The organism is Qipengyuania thermophila (genome assembly GCF_004153605.1).
GTDB classification, from domain to species: Bacteria; Pseudomonadota; Alphaproteobacteria; order Sphingomonadales; family Sphingomonadaceae; genus Qipengyuania_B; species Qipengyuania_B thermophila.
Map to the genome: position 1 here is coordinate 381565 of NZ_SDSI01000002.1, position 18434 is coordinate 399998.

15 protein-coding genes and 1 tRNA gene are annotated in these 18434 nt (G+C 68.0%); 6 read left to right on the forward strand and 10 right to left on the reverse strand.

Annotated elements, in window-relative coordinates; genetic code table 11:
- The first annotated feature begins 198 nt into the window (after positions 1-198).
- Positions 199-873, forward strand: a complete 675-nt coding sequence (locus ETO60_RS06165) for an ImuA family protein (protein ID WP_234026361.1) — start codon at positions 199-201, stop codon at positions 871-873.
- 21 nt (positions 874-894) lie between these two features.
- Positions 895-2478 (forward strand): DUF6504 family protein, encoded by a 1584-nt coding sequence (locus tag ETO60_RS06170; protein WP_130003776.1) that lies wholly within the window; start codon positions 895-897, stop codon positions 2476-2478.
- A gap of 16 nt (positions 2479-2494) precedes the next feature.
- Here the strand turns inward: ETO60_RS06170 and ETO60_RS06175 are convergent, their stop codons facing one another.
- Complete coding sequence (locus ETO60_RS06175; RefSeq protein ID WP_165362130.1) at positions 2495-2806, reverse strand: hypothetical protein; 312 nt, start codon at positions 2804-2806, stop codon at positions 2495-2497.
- A gap of 65 nt (positions 2807-2871) precedes the next feature.
- Complete coding sequence (locus ETO60_RS06180; RefSeq protein ID WP_130004605.1) at positions 2872-3813, reverse strand: alpha/beta fold hydrolase; 942 nt, start codon at positions 3811-3813, stop codon at positions 2872-2874.
- A gap of 124 nt (positions 3814-3937) precedes the next feature.
- Here ETO60_RS06180 and ETO60_RS06185 point away from each other — a divergent pair, with 124 nt between their 5' ends.
- Genes ETO60_RS06185 through ETO60_RS06200 form a run of 4 tightly spaced genes read left to right on the forward strand, consistent with a single transcriptional unit; the run spans position 3938 to position 10918 of the window.
- Complete coding sequence (locus tag ETO60_RS06185) at positions 3938-5182, forward strand: putative DNA modification/repair radical SAM protein (RefSeq protein ID WP_130003780.1); 1245 nt, start codon at positions 3938-3940, stop codon at positions 5180-5182.
- On the forward strand, positions 5179-6642 hold the full coding sequence (locus ETO60_RS06190) for a UdgX family uracil-DNA binding protein (protein WP_130003782.1): 1464 nt from the start codon (positions 5179-5181) through the stop codon (positions 6640-6642). The genes ETO60_RS06185 and ETO60_RS06190 overlap by 4 nt, the downstream gene beginning before the upstream one ends.
- A 6-nt stretch (positions 6643-6648) precedes the next feature.
- Positions 6649-10188: an error-prone DNA polymerase gene (locus ETO60_RS06195; RefSeq protein ID WP_130003784.1), complete on the forward strand. Its 3540-nt coding sequence runs from the start codon at positions 6649-6651 to the stop codon at positions 10186-10188.
- Positions 10151-10918, forward strand: coding sequence for an extensin-like domain-containing protein (locus tag ETO60_RS06200; RefSeq protein WP_130003786.1), 768 nt, complete (start codon positions 10151-10153; stop codon positions 10916-10918). Before ETO60_RS06195 ends, ETO60_RS06200 begins: the two co-directional genes overlap by 38 nt.
- 15 nt (positions 10919-10933) lie before the next feature.
- Here the strand turns inward: ETO60_RS06200 and phoB are convergent, their stop codons facing one another.
- The 8 genes from phoB to ETO60_RS06240 all read right to left on the reverse strand — a co-directional run bounded on the left by phoB (position 10934) and on the right by ETO60_RS06240 (position 18354).
- Entirely contained in the window at positions 10934-11620 is a 687-nt protein-coding gene (gene phoB / locus ETO60_RS06205; RefSeq protein WP_130003788.1) for a phosphate regulon transcriptional regulator PhoB, read from the reverse strand.
- 54 nt (positions 11621-11674) lie between these two features.
- Entirely contained in the window at positions 11675-12370 is a 696-nt protein-coding gene (phoU, locus tag ETO60_RS06210; protein ID WP_199798841.1) for a phosphate signaling complex protein PhoU, read from the reverse strand.
- Positions 12370-13158 (reverse strand): phosphate ABC transporter ATP-binding protein PstB, encoded by a 789-nt coding sequence (gene pstB / locus ETO60_RS06215; RefSeq protein ID WP_130003790.1) that lies wholly within the window; start codon positions 13156-13158, stop codon positions 12370-12372. Before pstB ends, phoU begins: the two co-directional genes overlap by 1 nt.
- Entirely contained in the window at positions 13152-14435 is a 1284-nt protein-coding gene (pstA, locus tag ETO60_RS06220; RefSeq protein ID WP_390612602.1) for a phosphate ABC transporter permease PstA, read from the reverse strand. The genes pstB and pstA overlap by 7 nt, the downstream gene beginning before the upstream one ends.
- Positions 14428-15807 carry a phosphate ABC transporter permease subunit PstC gene (gene pstC, locus ETO60_RS06225; RefSeq protein ID WP_130003792.1) on the reverse strand — a complete coding sequence of 460 codons (1380 nt, stop codon included), beginning with the start codon at positions 15805-15807 and terminating at the stop codon, positions 14428-14430. Before pstC ends, pstA begins: the two co-directional genes overlap by 8 nt.
- Positions 15808-15838: 31 nt before the next feature.
- Positions 15839-16876, reverse strand: coding sequence for a substrate-binding domain-containing protein (locus ETO60_RS06230; RefSeq protein WP_130003794.1), 1038 nt, complete (start codon positions 16874-16876; stop codon positions 15839-15841).
- An 84-nt stretch (positions 16877-16960) separates the two neighbouring features.
- Complete coding sequence (locus ETO60_RS06235; RefSeq protein WP_130003796.1) at positions 16961-18196, reverse strand: sensor histidine kinase; 1236 nt, start codon at positions 18194-18196, stop codon at positions 16961-16963.
- An 83-nt stretch (positions 18197-18279) separates the two neighbouring features.
- Positions 18280-18354, reverse strand: a tRNA-Glu gene (locus tag ETO60_RS06240).
- Positions 18355-18434 lie beyond the last annotated feature (80 nt).

Genomic DNA, 18434 nt, shown 5'->3' on the forward strand with positions numbered 1-18434 from the left:
TCCGCTCGCGCTGTGGACAGCCGCGACACGCGTGTTGCCACAGCCCTGTGCATGGAACATAACAGGAACATGAGTCTTCGACACGGATCTGCTGCCGGCCCTGCTGCTGTCATGTCCGCTCTCCCGCACAAGGTGGCCGCGGCGCGGACCGGACCGCGCGGGTCTTTGCCCGGTGAGCGCTGGCACCCGGGGAAAACCATGACAAGGCCGCCGGTTCTGCATGGGGAGGTGTTCGGCAGCGGGAATGACGCCGCGGCCTGCGCCGCTGCACTTGCTCTGGCCATGGACGGCTGGCGCAGCGCGCAGGCACGCGGTTCACTCCGCGAGGAGCAGGATCGCCGCAGCGTGCTGTGGGTTCAGACCCGCAAGGCTGCCCGCATTGGCGGGGTGCCATACCGTCCCGGCCTTCCCGCAGATGTGGCCGACCGCCTCGTTCATGTGCTTGCCCGCACCTGCGAGGATGCCCTGTTCGCCATGGAAGAAGGGCTGCGGTGCCGGGATCTGGCTTTCGTGCTGGGCGAAGTGGACGGCAATCCGCGCGCACTCGACTTCACCGCCTCGCGGCGTCTCAGCCTTGCGGCAGAGCGGCACGGCGTGCCGCTGTGGCTGATCCGTCTCGACGCCGAGGCCGAGCTGTCGTCGGCGCGGGCACGCTGGCGGGTGCAGGCCCGGCCGTCCTCGCCGCCGCAGTGGAATCCGGCGGCACCGGGAGCCGCGACCTGGCATGGCGAACTCTTCCGCTCGCGGCTTCATCCGCCCGGAGAATGGCTGCTGGCCTGGGACGGCGCCGGCCAGCTCGGCATCGTCTCCGCCGACGCGTTGCCGCCCATGCGCACAGGAACCCGGCATGGCATGCGCGGACAGCCCGGCTGATCCATCCGCGGCAGCACGGTCATGACCGGCTCGCCTCGGGCGGAACGCCGGATCCTGTCGTTCTGGTGCCCGGACCTTTCGCTCGACCGCTGGCGGCAGATGCACGGGTGCGGCGCGGGGGAGGGCGCCGATGCCGTGCCGGTGGTGCTGTTTGCCGACACCGCTCATGGCCCGCGGATTGCCGCGGCCAACGCGGCCGCCGCGGCGGGTGGGGCGCGGCGGGGCATGATGCTGGCCGATGCGCGCACCCTGTGCCCCGCGATCCGGGCCGTTCCCGCCGATCCGACGGGTGACCGCGCCATGCTGGAGAAGCTCGCTCTGTGGGCTAGGCGCTGGGGACCGTGGAGCGCGCTCGATCCACCTGACGGCGTGATGGTGGATGTGACCGGCGCGGCGCATCTTTTCGGGGGTGAGCGGGCTTTGCTCGAGGATGTGAGGAGGCGATGCGGCAGGCGCGGATTTGGCGTGCGGGCGGCGCTGGCGCCCACCGCCGGCGCCGCGTGGGCGCTCGCCCGGCATGGTGCAGACGGCGCCGTCATCGCGGCGGGGGAGGAACCGATGCGCTGGCTTGCAGACCTGCCGGTTGCGGCGCTGCGGCTCGACGAGGACGTGCTCATCGTGCTGCGCCGGCTGGGGTTCAGGACGCTCGGCGAACTGGCGGCTGCCGCCGGCGCGCCGGGCGGACGGAGCGCGGTGCATCGCCGGTTCCGCAACCGCCGCTCCGCCGCAGCCAATCCGCTGATCCGGCTGGACCAGTTGCTGGGCCGTGTTCCCGAGCCGTTGCTGCCGATTGCCCCGCCGCACCAGCCGCTGGTGCAGCGCCGCCTGCTCGAGCCGCTCAGGCACCGCGAGCTGCTCGACCAGGTGATCGACGACTTGGCCGGCGATCTGGTGCGTGTGCTGGCCGAGCGCGGGCAAGGTGCGCGCCGGCTGGAGCTTGGTCTGTGGCGCGTCGACGGCGATGTCGTGGCCCGCCCGCTCGAACTCGCCGCCGCCACGCGCGACCCTGCCCACATCGCCCGCCTGTTCCGGATGCGGCTCGACGATGTCGACGCCGGATTCGGGATCGAACTGGTGCGGTTGCGAAGCACATGGACTGAATCGCTTGCCAGCGCCCAGGCCGATCTCGAGCGTCAGGCGGACACGCTGGGCACTTCACTGGCTGCCTGCGTCGACCGGCTCGTCGCCCGTCTCGGCCCCCATGCCGTGCGCCGACCTGTTCCTGCCGCCAGCCACCTGCCCGAACGGGCGCAGAAATGGGTCCCTCCGCTCGACAGCGGCATGGTGGAGCAGGGGCAGTTGCGGTTTCATGCCCGACCGCTCAGGCTGCTTGAACAGCCCGAGCAGATCGCGGTGCTCTACGCCACGCCCGACGGCTATCCCCGGCGCTTCCGCTGGCGCGGCCGGGTGCACGAAGTCACGCGCGTCGAGGGACCGGAACGCATCGCGCCCGAATGGTGGCGCGAGAAAGGGACGGCACGCCTGCGCGACTATTACCGGATCGAGGACGGGGAGGGGCGCCGCTACTGGATCTATCGGCAGGGGCTGATCGGGGACGGGCGGGGCGGAGTGCCCGACTGGTTCCTCCAGGGGCTGTGGGGATGACGCAATTCCGCAGGTTCTACGACCCTGCCCATGGCGAGCCGAAAAGCCCCACGGCCAGCTCGCCCCAGATCAGCGCCAGCGCCAGCGCCACGCCCGTCAGCCCCACGAGGCGCGTCCGTGACCCGCGCGACAGGCGGAGCACCAGTTCGGCAGCCCCCGCGCCCGTGACAAGCAGGAGGGTGGCGATGATGAAATCGGACGCGGTCCAGCGCACTGCGTCGGACACGGTCATCCCGAGAACGGGCAGGAGCAGCAGAAGCGGAATGACCGCCCACATCAGGTGGCGCGGCGTTCTCATCCCCCGGTTCAGAATGCCGTGCATCGTCATTTCTCCCGCCAGCCCACTCGCTCGCCAGCGGCACCGGGCGCACGCGTCCGCCCGCACGCCTGCTTCTAGAGATTGGCCGGGGTGGTCGCAACGCTGGCGGCCGTCACCTCGTCGACGATCGCCTGCCGGTCCTGCCGACTGGCGCCATCCAGACCATCGAAAATGCCGCCTTCCTCGCCGCCGGTGCGCTGCAGGAACGCGATGATGTCCTCGGCCAGCCGCTCCGTCTGCGTGGCGAACAAGCCGTGCGGCTCTCCGCCATACTCCAGCAGCTCGGCCCCGGGCACCTCCTGCGCCACCACGCGCGCGGTGGCATCGATCGGCACCGTCCGGTCGTCCGTGCCGTGGATGACGAGCGTGGGCACGGTGAAGCTGGGCAGGTCAGGGCGGAAGTCGGTGGTGGCAAACGCCTGCGCCGCTTTCAGCACGGCATGGCGCGAGGCCATCATGGCCGTGTTCCAGGCCCACTGTTTCTCTTCGTCGGCAACGCGGCTGCGCACCCATCCGTCGCCGTAGAAATCCTGAAAGAACCCGGTGAAGAACCGCCGGTAGTCGGTCTCCATTCCTTCGGCCATCTGGTCGAACGTCGACTGGGGAACGCCGTCGGGGTTCGAGTCGGTTTTGAGGAGGTACGGGACCACCGACCCGACCAGCACCGCCTGCGCCACGCCCTTGCCCCCATGCCGGCTCATGTAGCGCGCAACTTCGCCGCCCCCCATGGAGAAGCCGACCAGGGCAACATCCCGCGTGGCGTTCATCGCCGCCATGACGTCAGCCAGATCATCGGTGAAGGTGTCGTAGTCATAGCCGCGGGGCGCATGTTCCGAATGGCCAAAGCCGCGCCGGTCGTAGGCGATGGCGCGAAACCCGCTGTCCGCGAGGGCGATCATCACCGGATCCCAGCTGTCCGCCGACAGCGGCCAGCCATGGATGAGGACGACAGGGCGCCCCTCGCCAAGCTCCTTGACCCGGAGCTGAGTGCCATCGCGTGCGTCCACATACTTCATCGCTTGTCCCCGCAGGTTCCTGTGCTTCTGGAACGCCGCCTTCGGCATCTGGTTTCAGTCGGCGGCGCGCGGCCGCCGCAGGAAGGGCTGGTCAAACCATGGTTGAGAACATATAAGGAACAACATGGCAGAGATGACGCTCATGCAGAAGCTGGAGGTGCTTGCCGACGCCGCCAAGTATGACGCTTCCTGCGCCTCGTCGGGCACGGCGCGCAAGAACTCTCTCGGGGGGAAAGGGATCGGCTCGACGGAGGGAATGGGCATCTGCCATGCCTATGCGCCGGATGGCCGTTGCATCTCGCTGCTCAAGATCCTGCTGACCAATCACTGCATCTTCGACTGCCACTACTGCATCAACCGCAAGAGTTCCAACGTGCGGCGCGCCCGCTTCACGCCTCAGGAAGTGGTCGACCTCACGCTCAGCTTCTACCGCCGCAACTACATCGAAGGCCTGTTCCTGTCCTCCGGCATCGTGAAAAGCTCCAATCACACCATGGAACAGCTGGTGGAAGTGGCGCGCATCCTTCGGGAAGAACACGATTTTCGTGGCTACATCCATCTCAAGACCATTCCCGACGCCGATGCCGAACTGGTTCATCAGGCGGGGCTGTATGCCGACCGGGTGTCCATCAACGTGGAGTTGCCGACGGATGCCGGTCTGACCCGCCTCGCGCCCGACAAGGACGCGCGCCAGATCGAAGGGGCCATGGGCGGCGTGCGCATGGCCATCGCGCAGGCGAAGGACGAAAAGAAGCGCTTCCGCAATGCCCCTCGCTTTGCGCCCGCCGGACAGTCCACGCAGATGATCGTGGGCGCCGACGGGGCGTCCGATGCCGACATCGTGGGCAAGGCCAGCCGGCTGTATGACGGGTTCAAGCTGCGGCGGGTCTATTACTCGGCCTTTTCGCCCATCCCGGATGCGAGCGCGGTGTTGCCGCTCAAGCGGCCGCCCCTTGTCCGTGAGCACCGCCTTTACCAGTCGGACTGGCTGATGCGGTTCTACGGCTTCTCGCCGCGCGAGGTGATGCAGGCGACCGGCGAGGATGGCAACCTGCCGCTCGACATCGATCCCAAGCTTGCCTGGGCGCTGAAGTTCAGGGACCAGTTCCCGCTGGATGTGAACCGCGCCACGCGCGAGCAGTTGCTGCGCGTGCCGGGTCTGGGTGTGCATGCGGTCAACCGCATCATCGCCTCCCGCCGCCACCGCAGCTTGCGCTTGCAGGACGTAGGCCGGCTCACCGCATCGATCAGCAAGGTCCGCCCCTTCATCTGCACGGTCGACTGGCGCCCCACCGCGCTGGCCGACCGGGCCGACCTGCGCGCCCTTCTGGCACCAAAAAGCGAGCAGCTTGAACTGTTTGCCGCATGAGTTCGGCACGCTCTCTCAGGAACGTGAAGCTCGGCACCTATTACGTGGTGCAATTGCCCGAGCCGGACGACTTCGATTTCTGGCGCGAGCGGGCGCGGATCATGGTGCAGTGCGACGTGCCGCCTGACCGGATTGCCTGGATCGAGCCGGGAGGATCGGGCGACCTGTTCGCTCACGGTGACCGCCGCCTGCCCGTGCCTGCCGATCCGGCCCGGCCCGTGCGCGCGTCCAGACGGTTTCTGGCCTTGGCGAAGAACGCGGCGCTGCACTCCGATCCGGATCGCTGGGCGCTGCTCTACCGGCTGTTGTGGCGGCACCAGAACAACGGACGGATCATGGAGGACAAGGCCGATTGTGACGTTGCGCGGCTGGAAGCGCTCGACAAGGCGGTGCGGCGCGACAGTCACAAGATGCATGCCTTTGTCCGCTTCCGCATGGTGGAGGTCGACGATGCCGCCGGAACCCCGCAGGAGCATTACGTCGCGTGGTTCGAGCCGGAACATCACATCGTTCGGGCCAATGCCGGCTTCTTCATGCGGCGGTTCGCCAACATGCGCTGGTCCATTCTCACTCCGCGCGGCTCGCTGCATTGGGACGGGGAGGTGATGCGTGAAGGCCCGCCGGCCTTGCGAGCGGATGCACCGGCCGGGGATCCGGTGGAGGATCTGTGGCGCAGGTATTACGCCTCGATCTTCAACCCCGCGCGCCTGAAGGTCGGCGCGATGCTGAAGGAGATGCCGAGGCGGTACTGGAAGAACCTGCCCGAAGCCGCACTCATCCCCGAACTGGTGGCCGGAGCGCAGGGCCGGGAGGCGCAGATGGTCGAGGCGGGCGCTCTGGCGTTTGAGGCGCGGCCGGACTCGCTGGAGGAGATTGGCAAGGCGATCCACGCCTGCCGCAAGTGCCCGATCGGTCTCCTCGACAACACCGCGGTCATGGGCGAGGGGCCGCGCGACGCGCCGCTGATGATCGTGGGGGAACAGCCCGGAGACAAGGAGGATCTGGCCGGCCGCCCCTTCGTCGGCCCGGCCGGCCAGTTGCTCGACCTGCATCTGGAGAAGGCAGGCATCCCGCGGGACCGGACCTACGTCACCAACGCCGTCAAGCACTTCAAATATGTCCATCGCGGCAAGTTCCGGCTGCACCAGTCGCCCGCCGCCAAGGAAATCGACACCTGCCGCTGGTGGCTCGAGGGTGAGCGCGCCCTCGTCCGCCCGCGGCTCGTTCTTGCCTTGGGGGCGAGCGCCGCCCGCGCGCTGCTCGGCAAGACGGTCAGCATCTCGCGGGCACGCGGACGCCCGCAACCTCTCGACGATGGCAGCGAGTTGTGGGTGACCGCGCATCCGTCCTACCTGCTGCGTCTGGAGGGCGAGGCGCGGGAGGCGCAGACGCGGCTTTTCGACGCGGACCTGTCGGCCGTGCGCGCGCGGCTCGAGGAGCTGTGCGCACCGGGCAGTTGAGCCGCCGTGCCGGACGCACCCCTTACCCCGGACAAGCGGACGATCGAGGTCGATCCCGACCTGATCGACACGCCTGCACGTGCGCCGTTCGTGGAACTCGGCGTCATGTCGTGCTTCTCGTTCCTTCGCGGCGCCTCGGATGCGGTGGACCTGGTGCTCACCGCTCGGGCGCATGGCTACGATGCCATCGGCATCGCCGATGCGAATTCGCTGGCCGGGGTGGTGCGACTCCACACCGAGGCGAAAACACTGAAACTCCGGCCGCTTGTCGGGTGCAGGATCGAAACGGTGGAAGGTCTGACGCTGCTTGCCTATCCGACCGGGCGAGCGGCCTATGGCCGGCTGTGCAGGCTCGTGTCCGCGGGACGCATGGCGACGCTGGAGGGCGAATGGCAGGAGAAGGGGGCCTGCCACATCTCGCTGGCCATGCTGGCCGAACATGCCGAAGGTGTGCAGCTCATCCTGCTGCCGCCGGCCGACCTCGACGCGCCGCTGACGGTCGCGGTGCCGGGCAACGTCGTGCCGATGGCGGGAACCGGCCCGTCATCGCGCACGATCGACGGCACACTGGCGCAGCTTCTGCCGGAGCTCGTCCGCATCCTGCCGACGATGCGGCATCTGGCGGTGTCGTTCCTCTACCGCGGCGACGATGTGGCCCGGATCAACCGGCTGGATGCGTTGGCGCGGGATCACGGGCTGTCCATCCTTGCCACCAACGATGTCCATTATCACGCGCCGGAACGGCGGCCGCTGCAGGACGTCATGACGGCCATCCGCCACAAGACCACCGTGGCTGCGGCCGGACATCTGCTGCACGGGAATGCCGAACGCTACCTGAAGCCGCCGGAAGTCATGCTGCGCCTGTTCGCGCCATGGCCGCATGCGATCGCGGCGGCGCGGGCGGTGGCCGATGCATGCCGCTTCAGCCTGGACGAGCTGACCTACGAATATCCCGAGGAGATCCTCCCGGCCGGTCTCGATCCGCAGACCCATCTGGTGCAGGAGACGTGGCGCGGAGCGCAAGGGCGGTTTCCGGACGGCATTCCCGACGCCGTGCGCAGCACCCTTGAACGGGAGCTGGAGCTGATCGGCAGGCTGGAGCTGGCCCGGTACTTCCTCACCATCAAGGACATCGTTGATTTTGCCCGCAGCCAGGATCCGCCCATCCTGTGCCAGGGGCGGGGCAGCGCGGCCAATTCGGCGGTGTGCTACTGCCTTGGCATCACCAGCGTCGATCCCTCGCGGCATCAGCTGCTGTTCGACCGCTTCATTTCCGAGGAACGCCGCGAACCCCCCGACATCGACGTCGATTTCGAGCACGAGCGGCGCGAGGAGGTGATCCAGTACATCTACCGCAAATACGGGCGCCACCGCGCCGGGCTCTGCGCGACGGTGATCCATTACCGGCCGCGCATGGCGATCCGCGAGGTGGGCAAGGCGATGGGGCTGAGCGAGGATGTGACCAGCGCCTTGGCCGGCATGGTGTGGGGCGGGTGGGGCACCGAAATCGGTGACCGCCACGCGGCCGAGACGGGCATGGATGTCTCCGATCCGCATCTCAGGCGCGTGCTCGCACTGACGCGCCAGATGATCGGCATGCCCCGCCATCTGGGTCAGCATGTCGGCGGGTTTGTCCTGACCCAAGGGCCGCTGATCGAAACGGTGCCGATCGGCAACGGCGCCATGCCCGAACGTTCGTTCATCGAGTGGGACAAGGATGACATCGACGCTCTGGGCATCCTCAAGGTCGACGTGCTGGCGCTGGGGATGCTGACCTGCATCCGCAAGTGCCTCGACCTGCTGGAGGATCACCATGGCAAGGCGCTGACGCTTGCCACGGTTCCGCGCGAGGACGAAGAGACATACGCCATGCTGCGGCGCGGGGACTCGCTGGGGGTGTTCCAGGTGGAAAGCCGGGCGCAGATGAACATGCTGCCGCGGCTGCGCCCGCGCGAGTTCTACGACCTGGTGATCCAGGTGGCGATCGTGCGACCCGGCCCCATCCAGGGAGACATGGTGCATCCCTACCTCAAGCGCCGGCGCGGTGAAGAGCCGGTGGTGATCCCCGCGCCGGGTCCCGGACACGGCCCTCCCGACGAGTTGTCCAGCATCCTTGCCCGCACGCTGGGCGTTCCCATCTTCCAGGAGCAGGCCATGAAGATCGCGCTCGATGCGGCGCGGTTTTCCTCGGCGGAAGCCAACCGGCTGCGCAAGGCCATGGCCACCTTTCGCAGCCGCGGCATGGTGGACGAACTGCAGGACATGATGGTCGAGCGCATGGTGGCGCGCGGCTACGACCGGGAGTTCTCGCAGCGCTGCTTCAACCAGATCCGGGGGTTCGGCGAGTATGGCTTTCCGGAAAGCCACGCCGCCAGCTTTGCCCATCTGGTCTATGTGTCGAGCTGGCTCAAATGCCATTATCCCGCCGCTTTCGCCTGCGCGCTGCTGAATTCGCAGCCCATGGGGTTCTATGCGCCGGCGCAGATCGTCCGCGACACGGTGGAGCATGGCGTGCCGGTGCTGCCGGTCGATGTGAACCACAGCAGCTGGGACTGCACCCTTGAGCCCGCAGGGCGGGGCCACACCGCACCGGAGGGCGATGGGGCCGGTCGGTCTGCCCGGCATCCGGCGCTGCGGCTCGGGCTGCGGCAGATCGATGGACTGCCCGAAGCGGTCGCCGCACGCCTCGTGCACGAGCGCGAGGAGCACGGTCCGTTTGCCGACGTGCGCGCGCTGCGCGAGCGGACGGGACTGTCACCCGCGCATATCGAACGGCTGGCCAGCGCCGACGCGTTCGGCAGCATGGGTCTGTCCCGCCGACAGGCGCTGTGGGATGCGCGCAGCCTCATTGCCGGACCCGACCTGCCGCTGTTCGCCCACGCGGCTGCACGCGACGAGGGAGCGGATGCGCGCATTGCCCTGCCGGCCATGCCGCTTTCGGAGGAGGTGGTGGCCGATTACCAGACGACCCGGCTCAGCCTCAAGGCGCATCCGGTGGCGTTCCTGCGCGCGTCGCTGGCGGAACGCGGCTTCGTGCGCGCGGCCGACCTGCGCCAGAAGAGGTTTCGCGCCATGGTGCAGGTTGCCGGCGTGGTGCTGATCCGGCAGCGGCCGGGCAGCGCGAAGGGTGTCTGCTTCATCACGCTGGAAGATGAGACGGGCGTCATCAATCTGGTGGTCTGGCCGGATCTCAAGGAGAGGCAGCGCCGCGTCGTCATGGGCGCGCGCCTGATGGAAGTGCGGGGCCGGGTCGAATACGACGACGAGGTGATCCATGTCATCGCGCAGCACATGACGGACGCCAGTCATCATCTTTACCGCCTGTCCGACGACCTGTTGAACGCGCCGGTCGCGCGGGCCGATCATGTCACCAGCCCGCTGCCGGCCAAGTTCGGTCCGCGCGATGGCCTGCGCGACGGCAACCCGAATCCTTTTCAGCCGGTCGAGCCTTGGCAGGAACCGCCTGCGGGAAGCAAGGAATGCGGCTGGCACGGCGGCCATCCGCGGGATGTCCGGATCGTTCCGCAGCCGCGCGATTTTCACTGAGGTGACGACGCCCCTGTTCTCGCGCCGCATCGGACGGTTTCGAGGCGATCGCGCGGTGCTGGCGCTCCTCTTCGTCGCTGGACTCTTCCTGTCGGCCAGAGCCTGGCTGTCCGCGCATCCCCAGCACGATCCCCGGGCGCCGCTCGATTTGCGCCAGCCCGACGGATGGACCACCGCCGCCAAGTTCGCGCGGATCAAGGAGGACGTCGCCGAGTGCCGCGCCGTTCTCGAGCGGAGCGATGTGGCGCATGCCGTGCTGCCTCCTGCGGGCGAGCCGCCCTGCCTGCAGGCCGACCGCGTGCAGCTCGCGCAGGCGAGCCTCGCCCCTACGTCACCGCCCGTCACCTGTCCGGTCGCCGCTGCCATGACCCGCTGGCGAACCGCCACCGTGGAGCCGGCGGCGGAGGCGCTTCTGGGAAGCGCGCTTGCCCGCATCGAACATGTCGGCGCGTTCTCCTGCCGCCGGCTGTACGGGCGCGAAGACGGCGCCTTCAGCGAACACGCGACCGGCAACGCCATCGACATCGCCGCGTTCGTGCTGAGCGACGGAAGGCGGATCAGCGTGCTTCAGGACTGGTACGGCGACGATGAGGAGGCACGCTTCCTGCGCGCGGTGCGCGATGGCGCGTGCCGTGTCTTCGCCACCGTGCTGTCCCCGGACTACAACGCCGCGCACGCCGATCACTTCCATTTCGACCAGTCCGGGCGCTGGCGACGCGTCTGCCGCTAGCGCACGGCGCCTTGATCACGGCTCCAAAGCGTAGCCGGCCGAACGCACCGTGCGGATCGGATCGCGCAGCCCTTCGACCTCGATGGCCTTGCGCAAGCGGCGGATGTGCACGTCCACGGTGCGCATCTCGATGTCGCTTCCCGTGCCCCAGACCCCGTCGAGCAGCTGCCCGCGGCTGAAGACCCGGGTGGGGTTCTCCATGAAGAACTTGAGCAGCCGGTATTCCGTCGGCCCGAGCTGAAGCGTCCGGCCGGCGCGCTCCACCCGGTGCGCGACCGGATCCAGCCGGATATCCCCGACCTCCAGCACCTGCCCCGCCAGAGCGGGACGGATCCTGCGCATCACGGCGGTGACCCGGGCCAGCAGCTCGCGCGGGCTGAAGGGCTTGGTGATGTAATCGTCGGCGCCCGTCTCCAGACCGCGGATCCGGTCGTCCTCGCTTTCGCGCGCCGTCAGCATGATGATGGGCGTGTGCGCCGTCTGCTGGTTCCGCCTCAAACGGCGGCAGACCTCGATGCCGGACGTGCCGTTGATCATCCAGTCCAGGATGATGAGATCCGGGCGCTCCTCGGCGGCGAGGATCAGCGCCTCGTCGCCGTCGGCCGTGGTGCGAACGTCATAACCCTCGTTGCGGAAGCGGTACTGGAGCAGCTCCGCCAGCGAGGGATCGTCTTCGACCAGCAGCAGTTTGGCCGCATCCATCAACTCGCTCCCTGTCCAATCCCCTGCGCCCGCGGAGCCGACGCTGCGCGCGCCTCATGACGTCGTGGCGCGCTGCCTTTGCCCGTCCTCCGCTTCCGGCGGGTAGGAGCCGGTCGCGGCGAAATGGACCATCTCGGCGACATTGGTGGCGTGGTCGCCGATCCGCTCGATGTTCCGCGCCACGAACAGCAGCTGTGCCGCGCTCGAAATGGTGGCCGGATTCTCGACCATGTGGCTGACCAGATTGCGGAAGATGCTGTCGTAGAAGGCATCGACCTTCTCGTCCGAGCGGATCACCTCCAGCGCCAGCTGGGCATCGCGCGCCGCGTAGGCCGTGAGGACGTCGTGCACCATTTCGCCGGCGATCTCGCCCATGGTGGGGAGCAGGGTGAGCGGTTCGAACCGGCTGCGGTTCTCGATCCGGCCCACGCGTTTGGCGATGTTCTTGGCGTAGTCGCCGATGCGCTCCACCACGCCGCCGATCTTGAGCGCCGCGATCACTTCGCGCAGGTCGTCGGCCATCGGCGCACGCAGGGCGATGATCTGCACCGCGAGCCGGTCCACCTCGACCTCGAGCTGGTCGAGCCGGCGGTCGCGCGCCACCACCCTGTCGCCGAGCGCCTCGTCGCCACGGATCAGCGCCTCGAGCGCCTCCTGCAAGGCAACCTCCGCCAGCCCGCCCATTTCGGCGATGAGGCCGCGCAGGCGGGTGATGTCCTCGTCGAAAGCCTTGACGGTGTGTTCTCTCATCAGCCGTACCGTCCCGTGATGTAGTCCTGCGTGCGCTTTTCGCGCGGATTGGTGAAGATGTCGGTCGTCGAGCCGTACTCGACCATCCTTCCGAGGTGAAAGAACGCCGTGCGCTGCGAAACGCGGGCGGCCTGCTGCATGGAGTGGGTCACGATGACGATCGCATAGCGGTTGGCGAGTTCGGCAATCAGCTCCTCGATCCGGGCCGTGGCGATCGGATCGAGGGCGGAACACGGCTCGTCCATCAGGATCACTTCGGGATCGACGGCGATGGCACGGGCGATGCAGAGCCGCTGCTGCTGCCCGCCCGAGAGCGCCGTGCCGGAATCGGTCAGGCGATCCTTGACCTCGTCCCACAGGCCGGCGCGCTGCAGGGACCGTTCGACGACCGCGTCGAGCTCGTCCTTCTTCTCGGCAAAGCCGTGGATGCGCGGGCCATAGGCCACGTTCTCGTAGATGGATTTGGGGAACGGGTTCGGTTTCTGGAACACCATCCCCACACGCGCCCGAAGCGCGACCACGTCCATCCTGGAGCGGTAGATGTCCTCCCCGTCCAGCAGGATCTGCCCCTCGACGCGCGCCGTCGGGATGGTGTCGTTCATCCGGTTGAGCGCGCGCAGGAAGGTCGACTTCCCGCATCCCGACGGGCCGATGAAGGCCGTGACGAAGGCTGCCGGAATGTCGATCGACACGTTGTCGATCGCCTTGTTGGCACCGTAGTACACGGACACGTCGCGCGCCTGCATCTTGATCGCGCCGCCGGAGGGTATGGGTGGCTGTGTCACCATCGTCGTTCAAACCTGTTGCGAAGATATATGGCCAGGGCGTTCATCGTCAGCAGGAACAGCAGCAGCACGATGATCGCCGCGCTGGTGCGCTCGACGAATCCCCGGCTGACCTCGTCCGACCACAGGAAGATCTGCACCGGCAGGACCGTGGCCGGCGACGTGAAGCCGTCGGGCGGCGTGGCGACAAAGGCGCGCATCCCGATCATCAGCAGCGGCGCCGTCTCCCCAAGCGCGCGCGCCATGCCGATGATCGTCCCGGTCAGGATGCCGGGCAGGGCGAGCGGCAGGACATGGTGGAACACCACCTGCACCGGGCTGGCGCCGAGGGCGAGAGCGCCGTCGCGGATGGACGGAGGCACCGCCTTGATCGCGTTGCGCCCGGTGATCACGATGACCGGCATCGTCATCAGCGCCAGCGTCAGACCGGCGATGAGCGGCGCGGAGCGGTAGTTCGGAAAGATCGTCAGGAACACCGCCAGACCCAGCAGACCGAAGATGATCGACGGGACGGCCGCGAGGTTGTTGATGGAGATCTCGATCGCGTCCGTCCAGCGGTTCCGGGGGGCGTACTCCTCCAGATACAGGGCCGCGAGCACGCCGATGGGGAAGGCGAGGCTCAGGGTGACGATCATGGTTAGCAACGACCCCTTGAGCGCACCCCAGATGCCGACGTCCTGCGGCTGGGTGGCGTCCGACCGGGCGAAGAACCCGCCATCGAAGCGCCGCGCCAGAACGCCTTGCGCCTGAAGCGCCTGCGCCTGCCGCTGAAGCTCGGGATCGCCGCGCCCTTCGAGTGCCGCGACGAGAGGTGCACTGGCCGGAAGCCACAAGGTCTGCTGCCGCTGGAGCAGGCCCGGATCGGCGGCGATGTGCCGGGCCACTTCGCGCCACGCATCGGCCGGAACAGGCGAGGGCTGGAGAGGACCGTGCGCCTCCTCGACCGAGCGGGACACAAGTTCGGGCAGTCCCTGCGCCTCGAGCGAGGCAAGGCCGCTGGCACCGGCGAGCGTCTGCGCATCGCCGGCGATGTCGTCGGCGGCAAAGTTGATCGGCACCGCCAGCTCGACCCGCTGAAACCCGCGCAGTCCGGTGCTCAGGATGGTGACGAGAAGGATGAGGAGCATCGCCACCGAGACGATCACCGCGCCAAGGCCGAGCGCCTTGAAACGGCGCTCGGCCGCGTATCGCCGCGCCAGGCGACGCTGATACGCCTCGCCGCGCAGGTCGTGCATGTCGGCAGCCAGCGGCTCCGCTGTCAGGGCGCCTGCATCATTCATAGGCTTCACGGAACCTCTTCACGACGCGCAAGGCAATGAAGTTGAGCCCTAGCGTGACCACGAAAAGCACGAAGCCCAGGGCAAAGGCCGCAAGCGTGGCGGGATGCTCGAAGCTTCCCTCGCCGGTGAGCAGGGCGACGATCTGGAAGGTGACGGTGGTCATCGCCTCCAGCGGATTGGCGGTCAGGTTCGCCGCCGCACCGGCTGCCATCACGACGATCATGGTTTCGCCGATGGCGCGGCTGATCGCGAGCATGATGCCGGCCACGATTCCCGGCAGCGCCGCCGGGATCAGCACGCGCCGGATCGTCTCGGACTTGGTCGCGCCCATGGCAAGGCTGCCGTCCCGCATCGCCGTCGGCACGGCGGCGATGGAATCGTCAGCCATGGAGGACACAAAGGGGATGATCATCACCCCCATGACAACACCGGCGGCAAGCGCACTCTCGCTCGAGGCGTTGGCGATGCCGGCGGATACGGCGAGGTCGCGGATGGCCGGCGCGACGGTCAGCGCGGCGAAATAGCCATACACCACCGTCGGCACCCCGGCGAGGATCTCGAGCGCCGGTTTGATCCACGCCCGCAGCCGCGGTGCGGCATACTGTGTCAGGTAGATGGCGCTCATCAGGCCAAGCGGGATCGCGACGATCATGGCGATGATCGCCCCGATGTAGAGCGTGCCCCAGAACAGCGGAATTGCGCCGTACCGGCTCGGATCGATGGCGTCCGGCGGGACCATGGGATCCGGGCCCCACTGGAACCCGAACAGGAAGTCGAGCGGCGATACCGCGCCAAAGAAGCGCAGCGTCTCGAACAGCAGGCTGGCGATGATGCCGAAGGTCGTCAGGATGGCGACAAGCGAGGCCAGCAGCAGGACGGCCATCACCAGCCGCTCCACCCGCGTCCGGGCGGCGAAAGTAGGCTTCAGCCGCAGAAACGCGTGCGCTCCGGCGGCAAACGCGATCAGCAGCACGGAGAGCAGGCCGATGGTGTCGTAGCGCCGGATGGCGGAGCGGAACGGCTCCACGAGCGGCTGCGCGGCGGGGTTGAAGACGGCCGGCGCCTGTCCGGCCGCCACCGCCCGTGCTTCCTGAAGCAGGCTTTCGCGCTGCAGCCCGAAGGCGGGCAGCCCGCCTGCCGCAGGGTCCGCAAGAACGGCCCGCAATTCGAGGTGAGGGGAGGCAATCTCCCAGGCGACGATGAACAGGACGACGGGGATCGTCACCCAGGCGGCGACATACCAGGCATGATAGTTCGGCCGCGCGGCCAGGCGCTGTCCGCCGGACTGCAGGCTCCAGGCGCGCGCGCGGGCCGCCAGCCACGAGGCCAAGCCGAGCCCCAGCGCCAGGAGCAGCATGAGGGTGAGCGACATGGTGAGGTGCGTCGTTCCGCGCCGCGTCGGCCTAGCCGAGATCCGCCGCTGTCAGGGTCCGCATCTGCGTCGCGCGGGCGCTCTGTTCCGCGGCTTCGGCAGCAGGCAGCGCCACCAGGCCGCGCTGCGCCAGCAGGCCGTCGCGTCCCCAGTTCGCCACCCAGGCGGCGACGAATTCCCGCAGGCCCGGAATGGCATCCGCGTGCGCGCGCTTGATGTAGATGAACATCGGCCGCGCGCCGAGGTAATCGCCCGAGGCGATGTTTTCGACATTGGCCGTGACACCGTTCATCGGCAGCGCCTTCACACGGTCGAGGTTCTCCTCGAGATAGGAGAAGCCGAAGATGCCGACCGTCTGCGGATTGGACTCGATCTTCTGGAGGATGAGGTTGTCCTGCTCCCCCTGCTCGACGAAGGCGCCGTCGGTGCGGATTTCCGTGCAGATGCGGTCGTGCTCTTCGGCGTTGCTGTCCGCAAGCGCCTCCATAGCCGGATTGGCGTTGCATCCGGCCTCCATCACCAGCTCGTTGAAGGAGTCGCGGGTGCCGGAGGTCGACGGCGGACCGTAGACGAGGATGCGCTGGGCCGGCAGCGAGGGATCGACATCAGCCCAGGTGGTCGCCGTTTGCGGCTGACCATACGGACGCGCCGCCAGTGCGCGATAGACGAGTTCGGGCGTGAGGTTCATGGTGATGCCGTTCACCGCCGAGGCGAGCACCAGACCGTCGTAGCCGACCTTGACCTCCACCACGTCGGTGACCCCGTTGTTCTGACAGGTCTGGAACTCGGACGGCTTGATCCGCCGCGACGCGTTGGTGATGTCCGGCGTGTCCGGCCCCAGGCCACGGCAGAACAGCGCAAAACCGGCGCCGGTGCCGGTGGACTCGATGATCGGCGATTTGAAGCCCGGATTGCTGCGGGCGAACTCCTGCGCCACCGCCTTGGCGAATGGCAGGACCGTGGACGATCCGACGACGCGGATCGTGTCTCGCGTTCCGCCGCCGCTGTTGCAGGCGGCCAGCGCGAGCACGGGAAGGAGAAGCATCGCGACACGGGATGATGCGGTCATGTCAAACGTCCAGGATGTTCGGGATCGCCGCAGCCTAAGCCGAGCATTGTTACAGTCGCGCGACAATCGCGGGAAACCGGCGGGTCAGGCTCCTGCCGGAGTGATTTCGGCTGCCTGCGTGTTCACGGAGGTTGCCCCCGCGGGCCGGGGGCTGAGCGGCAGGCGCACCACGACGCGGGTTCCGGATCCGACCGTGCTGCTGATGTCGAGCCGGCCGCGGTGGCGCTCCACGATGTGCTTGACGATGGCCAGCCCCAGCCCGGTGCCGCCAGAGCGGCGGCTGCGGCCGGGATCGGTGCGGTAGAAGCGCCGGGTGAGGTGGGGCAGGTGTTCCTTGGCGATCCCGACGCCCCGGTCGACGACCTGAAGCCGCGCGTGGGAGTCGCCGATGCGCGTCAGGGTGACGCGCACCGGTTCGGTGTCGCTGCCGTAGGCGAAGGCGTTGGCCACGAGGTTGCGAACGACCTGTTCCAGCTGCTGTTCGTCGGCGTAGGCGGTCACGCTTTCGTCCAGCGCGAAGTCGAGCCGGTGGCGATGCTCGTCACCGGCCGCCTCAAGCGCCGCGCGGCGGACAACGGCCGCCAGCGCCACCGACGTCTCCGGGAGATCGTGCTTCTCCGCCTCGATGCGGGACAGGGAGATGAGGTCGCTGACGAGTTCCTGGAGCCGCTTGGCCTCGCGCTCGATGATCGACAGAAACTTCTCCACCGTCTCTGGCGGAAGGTCGCCGCCACTGTCGCGCAACGTTTCCACATACCCGAGGATCGACGCGAGCGGGGTGCGCAGTTCGTGACTGGCATTGGCGACGAAATCCGTCTGGGCCTGCATGGCCGTCACCTCGGCCGTCCTGTCCGTCAGCTCGATGATCGCCAGACGGTCATCGATGATCTGTCGCCGCAGCAGCCAGAAATCACGCAGCCGCCGGAAGTTGCGGATCTGCACCGAACCGCCGCTGCGGTCCTTCAGGAGTTCGATGGCGGCCGGATTGCGGAACGCCACCCGCGCATCCTGTCCAATGATGTGGGCGCCGACCACGTCGCGCGCGGCGCTGTTGGCAATGACCACCACCCCGCCATCGGTCAGGATGATGGGGGAGGACGACAGCTCGAGAATGGCGCCCAGATTTCCGCGCGTGAAAGGATCAGCCTTCACCGCCTCGACCGCACGCGGGGGACGCGCCACGCTGATCCAGATGGATCCGGCCCACACGAGCAGGATCACGGCAGCGATCGCGGGAGAAAGGCCGTTGAGGACGAGGGCCAGCGTGGCCACCGCCGCGAAAGCGAGGCCGACCCACGATGCCTTCAAGCTGTCACGCATGGCGTCTGCACATCCCGACGACGCCGCCGATGCCCCAAGCGCCGGAGCCGCGCGGATGACCATCCGGTCGCCGCCGCCGGTGATGGTGACCCCTACGGGAATCGAACCCGTGTTTCAGCCGTGAAAGGGCCGCGTCCTAACCGCTAGACGAAGGGGCCGAACCGTCGTGACAACGGAACGCCGTTGATGTGCAGGGGCGCTTAGATGGCGCATGGCCGCCCGTCAAGGCCAAGCTTTG

Excerpts from the sequence above, each read along its gene's own strand:
- ETO60_RS06165 (WP_234026361.1), top strand. The coding sequence starts at position 199 with ATGACAAGGCCGCCGGTTCTGCATGGGGAGGTGTTCGGCAGCGGGAAT.
- phoB (WP_130003788.1), bottom strand. The coding sequence starts at position 11,620 with ATGGATGCGGCCAAACTGCTGCTGGTCGAAGACGATCCCTCGCTGGCG.
- ETO60_RS06230 (WP_130003794.1), bottom strand. The coding sequence starts at position 16,876 with ATGACCGCATCATCCCGTGTCGCGATGCTTCTCCTTCCCGTGCTCGCG.
- pstC (WP_130003792.1), bottom strand. The coding sequence starts at position 15,807 with ATGTCGCTCACCCTCATGCTGCTCCTGGCGCTGGGGCTCGGCTTGGCC.
- phoU (WP_199798841.1), bottom strand. The coding sequence starts at position 12,370 with ATGAGAGAACACACCGTCAAGGCTTTCGACGAGGACATCACCCGCCTG.
- ETO60_RS06185 (WP_130003780.1), top strand. The coding sequence starts at position 3,938 with ATGGCAGAGATGACGCTCATGCAGAAGCTGGAGGTGCTTGCCGACGCC.
- ETO60_RS06190 (WP_130003782.1), top strand. The coding sequence starts at position 5,179 with ATGAGTTCGGCACGCTCTCTCAGGAACGTGAAGCTCGGCACCTATTAC.
- ETO60_RS06200 (WP_130003786.1), top strand. The coding sequence starts at position 10,151 with ATGTCCGGATCGTTCCGCAGCCGCGCGATTTTCACTGAGGTGACGACG.
- ETO60_RS06235 (WP_130003796.1), bottom strand. The coding sequence starts at position 18,196 with ATGCGTGACAGCTTGAAGGCATCGTGGGTCGGCCTCGCTTTCGCGGCG.
- ETO60_RS06170 (WP_130003776.1), top strand. The coding sequence starts at position 895 with ATGACCGGCTCGCCTCGGGCGGAACGCCGGATCCTGTCGTTCTGGTGC.
- pstB (WP_130003790.1), bottom strand. The coding sequence starts at position 13,158 with ATGGTGACACAGCCACCCATACCCTCCGGCGGCGCGATCAAGATGCAG.
- ETO60_RS06180 (WP_130004605.1), bottom strand. The coding sequence starts at position 3,813 with ATGAAGTATGTGGACGCACGCGATGGCACTCAGCTCCGGGTCAAGGAG.
- ETO60_RS06175 (WP_165362130.1), bottom strand. The coding sequence starts at position 2,806 with ATGACGATGCACGGCATTCTGAACCGGGGGATGAGAACGCCGCGCCAC.
- pstA (WP_390612602.1), bottom strand. The coding sequence starts at position 14,435 with ATGAATGATGCAGGCGCCCTGACAGCGGAGCCGCTGGCTGCCGACATG.